Origin of the sequence: Curtobacterium sp. 18060, assembly GCF_902706105.1 — a bacterium.
Classification (GTDB): Bacteria; Actinomycetota; Actinomycetes; order Actinomycetales; family Microbacteriaceae; genus Curtobacterium.
Genome location: NZ_CACSJV010000020.1, coordinates 47187 through 59287 on the forward strand (window position 1 = coordinate 47187; position 12101 = coordinate 59287).

Genomic DNA, 12101 nt, shown 5'->3' on the forward strand with positions numbered 1-12101 from the left:
ATGACCACGATCCGGTTCTTCGCCGCTGCCCGTGCGGCGGTCGGCGCGGACACGCTGACCACCGCGGCCGACACGCTCGACGAGGCGCTGCGCGAGGTCACCGCCACCGACCCATCGCGATGGAGTGCACTGCAGGAGCGGTGCTCGTACCTGGTCGACGGCGTGACCACCCGCGACCGGGCCACCGCGCTGTCCGGGGTCGCGGTCGTCGACGTCATGCCCCCTTTCGCCGGCGGCTGAGCGCCCCCGCTCGTTCTTTCCCAGAACGCCCGCGATGCCTGGTGTTTCCGGGCATACCGGGTCGAAACTTCCGACCAGGTACGCCCGATCCGACCAGGTACGCCCGGAACGACCTGGTACTCCCGACTCGTCCCCGTGTCTGCGCGCCCTGTGTCCGTTCTTTCCCAGAACGCCCGCGATGCCTGGTGTTTCCGGGCATACCGGGTCAGAACTTCCTACCAGGTACGCCCGATTCGACCAGGTACGCCGCCGCCGCCGCGCCGCCCGGCCGCGGCCGCCGCGCCCCCCTACGGCGAGACGGACAGCACGATGAACGCGGCGAAGATCACCAGGTGCACCCCGCCCTGCAGTCGCGTCGCCCGACCCGGCAGCACGGTGAGCACCGCGGCGACGATCGTCAGCGCGAGCAGCACGATCTGCGACGACCCGAGCCCGAGCAGCAGCGTGCCCGGCATGAACAGCGACGCCACCGCGATGGACGGGATCGTCAGACCGATCGACGCCATCGCCGACCCCATCGCCAGGTTCAGGCTCGTCTGGATCCGGTTGCGGGCGGCAGCCTTCGACGCCGCGATGCCCTCGGGCAGCAGGATGAGCAGGGCGATCACGACGCCGACGAACGACGGCGGGAACCCGACCGCGGCCACGCCGGCCTCGATCGCGGGCGACTCGACCTTGGCGAGCCCGACGACGGCGACGAGCGCGACGACGAGCAGTGCGAGCGAGATCATCGTCGCGCGACCGGTCGGCCGGGCGGCGTGGGCGTCCTCGGACTCGGCGAGCACACCCCCTGACCGGTTCACGGGCAGGAAGAAGTCCCGGTGGGCCACGGTCTGCGTCACGACGAACAGCCCGTAGAGCACGATCGACGCCACGGCCACGAAGACGAGCTGCGTCCCGGTGAAGGACGCGTCGTCGGTGCCGGTGGTGAACGTCGGCAGCACCAGGGTCAGCACCGCGAGCGCGGCCACCGTCATCGTCGCGGCGCTCGCGCCCTCCTGGTTGAAGCGCACGGTGTTGTGCCGGAGCGTCCCGATCAGGATCGCGAGGCCGACCAGCCCGTTCATCGTGATCATCACGGCCGAGAACACCGTGTCGCGCGCCAGGGTCTCGGCCTGGGCACCGCCGGAGCTCGACAGCGAGATGATGAGCGCGACCTCGATGATCGTGACCGCCACGGCGAGCACGAGTGACCCGAACGGTTCCCCGACCCGGTGCGCGACGACCTCGGCGTGGTGCACCGCCGCGAGCACGGTGGCGGCGAGCACGACCGCGACGATCGCCACGACCACGGTGCCGAGTCCGTAGCGGCCGTACGAGAACGCGAGCACGACGGCCGCCAGGATCGGGATGGCCACGGGCCACGCCTTGGGGAACCAGGAGGTCATCCGTCCATTGTCTCAACCGCGCGGCGCGTACACCGCCAGTTCGGACGCGGGAACGTCCACGTGGACCGCGTCGCCAGGCCCGATGCCGAGTGCCGTGACGCGCGACAGGGTCAGGTCCGCGACCAGGTCGCCGGCGCGGACCCGCACCAGACCGTCCCGCGGTTCGAGCGACGTGACGGTGCGCGCCGGTCCGGCGCCGTCCCGCGTGAGCACGGCGGCCGTCGGGTGGAAGGCGCCCAGGGCGGGCCGACCGGGAGGCACGGCGTGCGTCCTGGACACCAGCTCGCCCCCGCCGTCGGTGGCGATCCCACCCGCGGTGGCGGTCCCGCGCACCAGTGCGAGTCCGGAGAACGCCGCCGCGAAGGCACTCGTGGGCCGTCCGAGCACGGCCGCTGGGGTGCCGTCCTCGACGACCCGGCCGTGCTCGACGACGACGACCCGGTCGGCCAGGGCGACGACCTCGACCGGGTCGTGCGTGACCAGGACGCTCGGGCGCCCGCCGATCGCGGTGCGGAGGGCTGCACGGACCTCGTCGCGCGCGGCGACGTCGAGCGCCGACGTCGGTTCGTCGAGCAGCAGGACCGCCGGGTCGGTGGCGAGCGCCCGGGCGATGGCGACGCGCTGGGCCTGCCCTCCGGACAGCGCATCGGGGCTCCGTCCCGCCAGGTCGTCGATGCCGAGGGCCGCCAGGGCACGGAGCGCGCGGGCACGGGCCGCGGCTCGTCGGACGCCGGCTGCCCGCGGGCCGAACGCCACGTTGCCGACCACGTCGAGGAACGGGAACAGGTCGGGCCGCTGGGCGACGAGTCCGATGCGGCGGCGGTGGGCGGGGACGGTCCGCCGCTGGTCCGACACGACGGTGCCGCCGAGGACCACCTGTCCGGCGTCGATCGGCAGCAGGCCGGCGAGGGCCTCGACCACGGTGGACTTGCCCGCGCCGTTCGGCCCGATGACGGCCACGCACTCTGCCGTCGCGACCTCGAGGGCGACGTCGACCCCGCGTCGCTCGACGACGATGCGTGCGGTGACCCCGCTCACGCTGCCACGCCCCGGGTCCGGAGCGACGAGGCACCGATGACCACGACGGCGACCACGACGAGCACGACCGCCAGTGCCACGGCGGTGTCCGGGTCGACCTCGCGCTGCAGGTAGATCTCCAATGGCAGGGTCCGGGTGACCCCCTGCAGGCTGCCCGCGAACGTCAGGGTCGCACCGAACTCGCCGAGTGCTCGCGCGAAGCAGAGCACCAGTCCGGAGACGATGCCGGGCAGGACCCTCGGGGTCGTGACGGTGAGGAACGTGCGGGTGGGACCGGCGCCGAGGGTCGCGGCGACCCGCTCGTACCGGTCCCCCTCGACGCGGAGCGCGCCCTCGATCGAGGAGACCAGGAACGGCATGGCGACGAACGTCTGCGCGATGACGACCGCTGTCGTGGTGAACGCGATGTGCAGCCCGTGGTCGTCGAGGAACGCCCCGACCACCCCGAGGCGACCGAACGCCGCCAGCAGCGCGAGCCCGCCGACGACGGGCGGCAGCACGAGCGGCAGCAGCACGACGGCGCGAGCGACGCCCACCCACCGTGACCGGGACCGGGCGAACAGCACGGCGAGCGGGTACCCGAGCACGAACGCGACGGCCGTGGCGGTCAGCGCGGTGCCGAGGCTGAGCCCGAGGGCCGTGAGCGACGCCGTCGAGGTGACGAGGGCGACGAACGACGACCAGTCGACCCGACCGAGCATCGCGAGCACGGGGACGACGACGAACAGGCCGCCCAGCACCGCGGGCAGCGGGAGCCACCAGGCGACCGGCGGCCGTCCGTCAGCCCGCGAGGCCACGGGTCACGGCTTCCCGAACCCGGCGGCGGTGAGCACCTTCTGGCCGGTGGCGGACCGGACGTAGTCGGAGAACGCCTGCGCGAGCTCCGGGTCCTCGGACGCCTTGAGCACGCCGATCGGGTACGTGTTGACGGCCTTGCTCGACTCGTCGAACGGGACACCGTCGACCTTGCCGTCGGCACCCTGCACGTCGGTCACGTAGACCAGCCCGGCGTCGGCCTGACCGGACTCGACCTTGCCGAGCACGTCGGTGACGGACTGCTCCTCGCTGACGGGCTGCAGGTCGACGCCCGAGGCGGACTCGACCTTCGCCGTCGCGGCGCCGCACGGCACCGGGGCGGCGCACGTGACGAGCTGGACGTCGGAGCCGGTCAGGTCGTCGAGGCTCGTGATGCCCTTCGGGTTGCCCGGCGCGACGGCGATCTCGAGGACGTTCGTCGCGAAGTCCTCCGGTGACCCGCTCGCCAGGTCGGTCGCGGACAGCTTCGCCATGTTCGCCTCGTCGGCGGAGGCGAACACGTCGGCGGGGGCGCCGTTCTGGATCTGGGTGACCAGGTCGCTCGACCCCGCGAACGAGAACTCGATCGAGGCGCCGGGGTTCGCGAGCTCGAAGTCCTTGCCGAGCGTGGTGAAGGTCTTCTGGAGCGACGCCGCCGCGAACACCGTGATCGAGCCCGACACGCCTGCGTCCGCGCTCGACGATGATGACGGCGACGACGACCCGGCCGGAGCGTCGGCGGTGGAACACGACGCCAGGCCGAGCGCCGCGACGACGGCGAGGGGCACGAGTAGCGAGCGGGAACGACGGGTCATCGGGGGTCCTCCTGGTGGGTGGGCGCCTCGACGGTGACCATCGTGGCCTTGACGGACGCCACGGCGACGGACCCGACCTCGAGCCCGAGGTCGCGCACCGCCTCGGCGCTCATGAGCGAGACCACGCGGTGCGGGCCGCACTGCAGTTCGACCTGCGCCATCACGGTGTCGACGACCAGGTCGGTGACGATGCCGACGAAGCGGTTCCGTGCCGAGCTCTTCACGCCGGTGTCCGGGGCGGCCAGCTCGGTGCTCCGCGCCCGGGCGAACTCGGCCACCTGTCGACCGTCGACGACGGCGCGACCGGCGTCGTCGGTGGCCCGGTCGAAGGCGCCCCCGTCGACGAGTCGGCGCACGGTGTCGTCGCTCACCCCGAGGAAGGCAGCAGCATCGCGGATCCGCAGTTGCGTCATGATGCGACGATCCTAGCCGCGGAAGCGGCGCTCTGGACCCGATCGTGTCGGATCAGGACGCGTGCCCGACCGCCACGGGCAACCCTTCGCGGCGCCAGGCCTCGAACCCGCCGTCGAGGACCGCCACGTGCCTCCAGGCCGGTTGTGCGGCAGCCCACGCGTCCGCACGCGGGCCACGGGCGCAGTAGACGACCACGTCCGCCGCATCGGTGTCGCCGGTGACCGCGTCACCCGTGACGGCTCCGGCGACCACGCCGTCCTCTCGTTCGGCGTCGGTGCGCACGTCGACGACGACCACCGGGTCCGCGGGGTCGGCCAGGCGCGCGGCGAGCGCCGACGGAGCGATGCGGTCGGTCCGAGCGGGAGCGACCACGACGGGTCGGTGTGATGCCGGTCCGCGCCGGACGAGGCTCTCGCTCCACCGCCAGCGGCGTGCGTCGACGGTCAGGACGCGCCCGAGCAGCGGTTCGCCGGTGCCGGTGACCAGGGCCAGCACCTGTCCGGCCATCACCGCTCCGACGGCGCCGCACAGTGCCGGCACGACGCCGTCCAGGGCGCAGGAGCCCTCGTCGGGCAGGGCCTCGGGGTGCAGGTCGTGGAAGTCGACGCCGTCGGGTCCGGCGTCGCGGAACACGCTGACCTGGCCGTCGTGACCGAGCACCGTGCCCCAGACGAACGGCACGCCGGCGTCGGCGCAGGCGTCCGAGACCGCTCGGGTGACCAGGACGGAGTCCGCCGCGTCGACGACCACGTCGTGCCCGGCGACGAGCTCCGGGGTGAAGGACCCGACCACGGCGACGGCGTCGAGTTCCGGGTCGACGGCGCGGGCCCGGGCGACGGCGACCCCGGCCTTCGACGATCCGACGTCGGCAGCGGTGAAGAGCGTCTGGCGCGCGAGGTTCGAGGCGTCGACGACGTCGGGGTCGACCACCGTGAGCCGTCCGACGCCCGCGAGGTACGCGACGACGGGAGCCCCGAGCCCGCCGGCGCCGACCACCAGGACGCGTGAAGCGGCCAGCCGCCGGAGCCCGACGGCGCCGACGTCGGACAGGGCAGCGGTCCGCGAGCCGAGCCGTGTCCGCCACGGGGAGAGCGCTGCGACGGGGGCGACGAGGGGGTCCATCCCGTCATTCTGGCCGGTCGCGCCGAATCCCTGCATGTGAATGCTCAGCGGGTGGACGCGGCGGATGCTCAGTGCCGCTCGGTACGGTCGCGGGCGTGAGTTCTCCCCGCACCGGCACCGTCACGGTCCGACGCACGACGTCGGACACGTCGACGCGCGCACGGCTCCGGGCACTCGCCCTGTCGACCGTGCGGACCCTGGTGCGTGCGCCGGAGATCACCGTCGGTGTGGTCGGTGTGGTCGTCGCTGCCGCCTTCACCTGGGTGCCGTCGGTCTGGTACGACGAAGCCGCCACCCTGACGAGCGCGCAGCGCAGTTGGCCCGCGCTCTGGGCGGAACTGCAGAACGTCGACGCCGTGCACGGCCTGTACTACGCGCTCATGCACGTCTGGCTCGCGCTGGTCGGCTACTCGCCGTTCACACTCCGCTTCCCGAGTGCCCTGGCGATCGGGATCGCCGCCGCGCTCGTGGTGCCGCTCGGTCGGCGGCTCGGCGGTGACCGGCTCGGGGTCGTCTCCGGTCTGGTCTTCCTGCTGCTGCCCCGCGTCGCCTGGGCCGGCACCGAGGGCCGCCCGTACGCGACGGTCACCACCCTCGCCGCGCTGCTCACACTCGTCGGCCTGACCGCGGTCCGTCGCACCCGGGTGCGGCACCACGCGACGCGGTGGTGGGTCGTCTACGGCGTGCTGGCGGCCGTGGCCGTCCTGTTCAACGTGTACCTGTCCCTCGCCGTCGTGGCGCACGGCGTCGTGCTCGCGTGGACCGGATTCGCCGACCGGGCTGCCCGACGGCAGGCCGCGGTGACGGATCGCAGCGGCACGGTGCCCTCGGCGATGGTGGACCGCGCCGTCGTCGTCCGCTGGGCCGTCGCCGCCTCCGCCGCAGCCGTCGTGGTCCTGCCGTTCATCGGACTCGCCGCCGGTCAGGCCAAGCAGGTCGGCTGGATCACCGGCATCGGGTGGGCCACCCTGCGCCAGGTGTTCGCGACCGCGTGGTTCGGGGTCGTCTACCCGTACGCCGCCCTCGGGTGGCTGCTCATGATCGTCGCCGTCGTGCTGGCGGTGCGCGCGGCCCGACGCCCGTCGCCGGCCGCCCGCGACGTGCTCCGCATGCAGGCCGTCCGGGTCGCCGTGCCCCTGACGATCGTGCCCACCGCGCTGCTGGTCGCCGCGACCGCCGCCGGCGAGCACCTGTACTCCCCCAAGTACGCGAGCATCAGCCTGCCGTTCGTGGCGCTCCTGATCGGACTGGCGATCACGGCCATCCGCCCGCGACGCTGGATCGCGATGGCCGTCGTGGGCATGGTCCTGGTGTCCGTGCCGACGTCGACGATCGTGCGGCTGCCGCACGCCAAGCAGTCCTCGCACTGGGCGAACGCGGCGGCGATCATCGAACGCGAGCGGAACGTGACCACCGACGCCGACGAAGGAGTGATCTACGGCAGTGTGTGGGAGCACCCGACCGCGACGGCACAGGTCATCGCCGACGCCTACCCCGAGGCCTTCAGCGGCATGCGGGACCTGGCGGTGGCGAGCACGGGTGCGCAGCGTGGTCAGCTGTGGAACGTGAACGGCGACATCGCCACGACCGTGCCGGCACGTCTGGCCGACATCGACACCGTCTGGTTCGTCGGCGCCAAGTCGCGGAACATCCGCCCCGAGGTCTCCGAGACGCTCAAGGACCAGGGCTTCCACGTGGTGCGGTACTGGCACACCGACACGGTCATCCTGTGGAAGTACAGCCGCTGACCGTCAGGACGATCGGCGCTCGTCGTACGGTCAGCGTCTGTCGGACGGTCAGTGCACGAGGCGGGCGCCGTGCACCGGTCCGGTGGCACGGAGCGCGACCAGGCCGGCGGCGCTGAGCTCGACCTGCAGTTCGAGCGCGGCGTCACGGTCACCGACCAGGAACGCCACCGTCGGACCGCTGCCCGACACCAGACCCGCGAGCGCTCCGGCCTTCTCGCCGAGTTCGAGGGTCGACGCGAGTCCGGGCTGCAGCCGCATGGCCGGGGCCTGCAGGTCGTTGTGGACGCAGTCGGCGAGCAGGTCGGGGTCGCCGGCACGCAACGCCTGCAGCACGTTCGACTCCACCACCGGGTGGGACGGCGCCGGTGCGATGTCGGCGCGGTAGCGCTCCCGGTGCTCGTCGAGCGCACGGTAGACCGCTGGCGTCGACAGCCCGTCGTCGCTCAGCGCGAGGACCCAGTGGAACTCGCCCTTCGCCAGCGCGGGGCTGAGTTCGTCGCCGCGGCCGGTGCCCACGGCGGTGCCCCCGGCGAAGGCGAACGGCACGTCCGCGCCGAGCTGCGCGGCGAGACGGAGCAGTTCCTCACGCCCGAGGGCGGTGCCCCAGAGCGTGTCCACGGCGAGCAGCGTGGCCGCGGCGTCCGCCGAGCCACCACCCATGCCGCCGGCCACCGGCACCTGCTTGTCGATCGTCAGCCGGACTCCGCCCCGGTGCCCCGCGGCGTCGGCCACCAGCCGGGCCGCACGGATCGCCAGGTTCGACTCGTCGACCGGCACGTTCGACGTGTCGATCGGGCCGGTGAAGGTCACCGAGAAGTCGTCGGCGTGCTCGGCCGTGACGTCCTCGTACAGCGACACGGCCTGGTACGCGGTCGCCACGTCGTGGTAGCCGTCGTCCTGCAGCGCACCGACGGACAGGAACACGTTGATCTTGCCGGGGGCGCGCGTCCGCACGCGGGTCGGGGCGGCCAACGTGGTCATGCCCCCAACCTATCCCGCTGCGGCTGCCGCGAAGCCCCGCGCCAGATCGGCGAGGACGTCGTCGATGTGCTCGAGGCCGATCGACAGCCGGATGAGCCCGTCGCCCACACCGGCCGCTGCCCGCTCCGACGACGTCATCTGCACGTGGGTCGTCGACGCCGGGTGCACGACGAGCGACCGGACGTCACCGATGTTCGACACGTGGTCGAACAGCTCGAGAGCGGCCACGAACCGCCGTCCGGCCTCGACCCCGCCGTCCAGGTCGAACGCCAGGACCGCCGACGGCCCCTTCGGCACGTACCGCTGCTGCAGGTGGTGCCACGGCGACGACGGCAGTCCCGCGTAGTGCACGCCGAGCACCTGGTCGTGCGCGTCCAGCCACGACGCGACGGCGGCGGCGTTCGACACGTGCCGCTCCATCCGCAGGGAGAGCGTCTGGATGCCCTGCAGCACCAGGAAGGCGTTGAAGGGGGCGATCGCCGGACCGAGGTCGGCGGAGAGCTTCGACCGGGTGCGCTGGATGAATGCGCGCCGCCCGAACTTCGACGCGAAGTTCGTGTTCGCGAACCCGGACTGTTCGGCGGTCGCGAGCTGCGGGAACCGCTCCGGAAAAGCCGCCCAGTCGAAGTTGCCGCTGTCCACGATGAGTCCGGCGATGGCGCTGCCGTGACCGGCCAGGTACTTCGTCGCCGAGTGCACGACGATGTCCGCACCGTGCTCGATCGGACGGACCAGGTAGGGCGTCGCGATGGTGTTGTCCACGATGAGCGGGACGCCGGCGTCGTGCGCGACCCCGGCCACCCCGGCGAAGTCCAGGACGTCACCGCGCGGGTTCGGGATCGACTCCCCGAAGAACGCCTTCGTCTCCGGACGCACCGCGGCAGCCCACTCGTCCAGGTCCGTGGGGTCCTGCACGAAGGTGAACGCGATGCCGAGGTCGTGCAGCGTCGACGCGAACAGCGTGTACGTCGCGCCGTACAGCGAGGCACTCGACACGACGTGGTCACCGGCCCGCGCGACGCCGAGGACGGCCAACGAGGTGGCCGCCTGGCCGGACGCCAGCGCGAGCGCGCCGACGCCGCCCTCGAGGTCGGCGATCCGACGCTCGAGCGCCGCCGCCGACGGGTTGTTCACGCGCGAGTACGTGTGCCCCGGGGCGTTGAGCATGAAGCGGTCCGCCGCGTCCTCACCGGACGGGTAGACGAAGGCCGCGGTCTGGGCGATCGGCGGGACGTTGCCGCCAAACCCGGGGTCGGCCTTGAAGCCCGCGCGGATCTGCCGGGTCTCGAACGCCCACTCCTCCTCGGTCGTGCCCATCAGACGACCGCCTCGGACGCCGCGACCACCGACGGGCGGACGAGCGGGATGACCTGTTCGCCGAAGCGGTCCATCTCCTCGAGCTGCGGCGAGAACTGCAGCAGCAGCGTGTCCACCCCGGCGTCCTCGAACTCCTTGATCCGGGCAGCGACCTGCGCGGGCGTGCCGACGAACCCGGGGCGCAGGCCGCGGTTCGACACCGAGTAGTCCTCGAGCGAGGGGACGTGCTCGAGCTGCGACTTCGAGATGAAGTCCTGGTACGACTCGTACGCGTTCCCGTGCTGCACGTCGGTGATCCGCGCGAGTTCGGCCTGTGCCTCTTCCTCGGTCTCGCGGACGATGACGTAGGCCGCCATGCCGAACGCCTCGAACGGCGGCAGTCCGGCGTCGATGCGGCGCTGCTTCATCTCGGCGATCTTCGTCCGGAGTTCCTCGACCGTGCCGCCGTGGGTCACGTAGGCGTCGGCGTACCCGGTGATCGCGGCCTTGCCCGCCTCGCTCTCGCCGCCGGCGTAGATGCGCGGGGTCACGCGGGGCTTCGGCTCGAGGTGCGCGTTCTCGATGTCGTAGTACTCGCCCGAGAACGAGTACGGCGTCTCCCGCCACATCCCCTTCATGACCTCGACGAACTCCGCCGTCCGCTTGTAGCGGTCGTCGTGCTCCGAGAAGATGCCGCCGTACTGCTTGGCCTCCTCCGCCCACCACGCGCTCACCACGTTGAAGGTGAAGCGACCGCAGGAGATGTCGTCGATCGTCGCCGCCTGCTTCGCCGTCACCGCGGGCAGGTGGTAGCCGGGGCGCATGGCCGCCATGATCTCGAGGCGCTCGGTCGTCGCCGCGATGGCCGCGGCGAGCGACCAGGCCTCGAGCGACGGCGCGGCCGTGCCCTTGATGTCGTTGAGGTTGAGCTCCGGCACGAGCGTCAGGTCGAAGCCGATCCGCTCGGCGCGCTGCGCCAGCCGCTTCACGTAGTCGAAGGTGACCGGCATGTTCTCGTTGTCGACGTTGCGCAGCCAGCCGCCGAAGAGCGGGGTCCAGTATCCGAATCGCACGGGGTGAGTTCCTTGGGGAGGTGGGGAGTGCCCGGGAAGGGGCGCGGAACGGACGGGAGGCCCGTGGCGGGCCCGCCACGGGCCTCCTGTCCGGTGGTTCTTGCGTGCTCAGGCCGTGAGTTGCGCCGCGTACTGCGTCTCCAGCAGGCCACCGAGGTAGCGCGCGATGGAACGCGGACCGGAGGCCGGCGCGGACTCCTCGACGGCGGGGTTGTAGTTCGTGTTCGTGTTGATGTCGTAGACGACCGTGCGGCCGTCCGTGGTCTCCATGAACTCGACGCCCGCGATCGTGACGCGCTGGTCGGCGAGGAACGTGCGGAGCTGCTGGACGAGCGGGTGCTCGGCCGTGACCTCGGTCCGGACGCTGAACGCCGGGGGTGCTCCGGCGGTCTCGGTTCCGGGCACGTCGCAGACTGCACCCGCGATGACCTGGGGGACCTCGCACGCGTCGGCCGGGCACAGCTCGAAGCTGCCGGCGCTCGTGTCGACGCGGACGGCGTAGACGAACTCGCCGCCGACGAACTCGACACGGGTGATGAAGGGCTCACGGGCCGTCAGGAACTCCTGCAGCAGGGTGATGCCGTCGACCGGCGCCTCGAACTCCGGGGAGTCGACGTAGGCGTCGAACTCGGCGAGCGAGTCGAACCGGCGGACGCCCAGGCCCTTGCCGCCCTGGTTGTGCTTCGTGATAAACGGGACGTCCTGGCCGTTCGCGAAGGTACGCGCGGCCTGCTTGAGCGTCGTCGTGCCGAACACGGCGGTGGTGCGGGGCACGTCGAACCCGGCGTGCTGCAGCAGCCCGTGCTGGGCGACCTTGGACACCTCGAGCTCGAGCACGTGGCTGCCGCCGACGACCTGGCGACCCGATCGTTCGAGCCAGCCGAGGACCGCGCGGGTGTACTCCTTGCTGTGCTCGTGGCCGCGGGTGTGGCTCGACGCCGACATGCGCGACCAGTACACACCGGGCTCCGGCTCGGCACCGAGGTCGATCTGTCCCTCGGTCAGCAGGATCTCCTGCACCGGGACGCCCTCGGCCTCGAAGGCTGCGGCGAGCGGCGGGAACCACTCGGGGTTCTCGTGGATGACGTACACGCGGGGAGTGCTCACCCGCCCACCCTAGGCACGGTATACCGCACGCGGCCAAGTGTGTGACGCGCGGTTGCTTCGTGCGGTGCGTCCGGGGGGGGGGGG

At 72.3% G+C, this 12101-nt stretch carries 12 protein-coding genes; 2 read left to right on the plus strand and 10 right to left on the minus strand.

The window, feature by feature from the left end:
* Positions 1-240, plus strand: coding sequence for a MoaD/ThiS family protein (locus GVL05_RS11190; RefSeq protein WP_159573186.1), 240 nt, complete (start codon positions 1-3; stop codon positions 238-240).
* Positions 241-527: 287 nt separating this feature from the next.
* Here the strand turns inward: GVL05_RS11190 and GVL05_RS11195 are convergent, their stop codons facing one another.
* Genes GVL05_RS11195 through GVL05_RS11220 form a run of 6 tightly spaced genes read right to left on the minus strand, consistent with a single transcriptional unit; the run spans position 528 to position 5812 of the window.
* A complete protein-coding gene (locus GVL05_RS11195; protein ID WP_131880481.1) occupies positions 528-1628 on the minus strand; it encodes a calcium:proton antiporter in 1101 nt (366 codons plus the stop codon).
* A gap of 12 nt (positions 1629-1640) precedes the next feature.
* A complete protein-coding gene (locus tag GVL05_RS11200) occupies positions 1641-2666 on the minus strand; it encodes an ABC transporter ATP-binding protein (RefSeq protein ID WP_159573187.1) in 1026 nt (341 codons plus the stop codon).
* A complete protein-coding gene (locus tag GVL05_RS11205) occupies positions 2663-3463 on the minus strand; it encodes an ABC transporter permease (RefSeq protein ID WP_131846675.1) in 801 nt (266 codons plus the stop codon). The genes GVL05_RS11200 and GVL05_RS11205 overlap by 4 nt, the downstream gene beginning before the upstream one ends.
* 3 nt (positions 3464-3466) lie before the next feature.
* Positions 3467-4276 (minus strand): molybdate ABC transporter substrate-binding protein, encoded by an 810-nt coding sequence (gene modA, locus GVL05_RS11210; protein WP_159573188.1) that lies wholly within the window; start codon positions 4274-4276, stop codon positions 3467-3469.
* A complete protein-coding gene (locus GVL05_RS11215; protein WP_159573189.1) occupies positions 4273-4689 on the minus strand; it encodes a molybdopterin-binding protein in 417 nt (138 codons plus the stop codon). The genes modA and GVL05_RS11215 overlap by 4 nt, the downstream gene beginning before the upstream one ends.
* 52 nt (positions 4690-4741) lie before the next feature.
* Positions 4742-5812, minus strand: coding sequence for a HesA/MoeB/ThiF family protein (locus GVL05_RS11220; RefSeq protein WP_159573190.1), 1071 nt, complete (start codon positions 5810-5812; stop codon positions 4742-4744).
* Positions 5813-5907: 95 nt separating this feature from the next.
* Between GVL05_RS11220 and GVL05_RS11225 the strand changes: the two genes are divergently transcribed.
* Positions 5908-7560 carry a glycosyltransferase family 39 protein gene (locus GVL05_RS11225; protein WP_159573191.1) on the plus strand — a complete coding sequence of 551 codons (1653 nt, stop codon included), beginning with the start codon at positions 5908-5910 and terminating at the stop codon, positions 7558-7560.
* Between the two features lie 48 nt (positions 7561-7608).
* Here GVL05_RS11225 and GVL05_RS11230 read toward each other — a convergent pair whose 3' ends face one another.
* The 4 genes from GVL05_RS11230 to GVL05_RS11245 all read right to left on the minus strand — a co-directional run bounded on the left by GVL05_RS11230 (position 7609) and on the right by GVL05_RS11245 (position 12017).
* Complete coding sequence (locus GVL05_RS11230; protein ID WP_111084697.1) at positions 7609-8541, minus strand: 4-(cytidine 5'-diphospho)-2-C-methyl-D-erythritol kinase; 933 nt, start codon at positions 8539-8541, stop codon at positions 7609-7611.
* Between the two features lie 9 nt (positions 8542-8550).
* On the minus strand, positions 8551-9858 hold the full coding sequence (locus GVL05_RS11235; RefSeq protein ID WP_159573192.1) for an O-acetylhomoserine aminocarboxypropyltransferase/cysteine synthase family protein: 1308 nt from the start codon (positions 9856-9858) through the stop codon (positions 8551-8553).
* The gene (locus GVL05_RS11240; RefSeq protein WP_131880469.1) at positions 9858-10910 is read right to left on the minus strand and encodes an LLM class flavin-dependent oxidoreductase; all 1053 of its coding nucleotides are present in this window, start codon (positions 10908-10910) and stop codon (positions 9858-9860) included. Before GVL05_RS11240 ends, GVL05_RS11235 begins: the two co-directional genes overlap by 1 nt.
* Before the next feature lie 108 nt (positions 10911-11018).
* Positions 11019-12017, minus strand: a complete 999-nt coding sequence (locus GVL05_RS11245; RefSeq protein ID WP_159573193.1) for a RimK family alpha-L-glutamate ligase — start codon at positions 12015-12017, stop codon at positions 11019-11021.
* Positions 12018-12101 lie beyond the last annotated feature (84 nt).

Coding starts and splice junctions, on each gene's coding strand:
- modA (WP_159573188.1), bottom strand. CDS start 4,276: ATGACCCGTCGTTCCCGCTCGCTACTCGTGCCCCTCGCCGTCGTCGCG.
- GVL05_RS11235 (WP_159573192.1), bottom strand. CDS start 9,858: ATGGGCACGACCGAGGAGGAGTGGGCGTTCGAGACCCGGCAGATCCGC.
- GVL05_RS11230 (WP_111084697.1), bottom strand. CDS start 8,541: ATGACCACGTTGGCCGCCCCGACCCGCGTGCGGACGCGCGCCCCCGGC.
- GVL05_RS11220 (WP_159573190.1), bottom strand. CDS start 5,812: ATGGACCCCCTCGTCGCCCCCGTCGCAGCGCTCTCCCCGTGGCGGACA.
- GVL05_RS11190 (WP_159573186.1), top strand. CDS start 1: ATGACCACGATCCGGTTCTTCGCCGCTGCCCGTGCGGCGGTCGGCGCG.
- GVL05_RS11215 (WP_159573189.1), bottom strand. CDS start 4,689: ATGACGCAACTGCGGATCCGCGATGCTGCTGCCTTCCTCGGGGTGAGC.
- GVL05_RS11195 (WP_131880481.1), bottom strand. CDS start 1,628: ATGACCTCCTGGTTCCCCAAGGCGTGGCCCGTGGCCATCCCGATCCTG.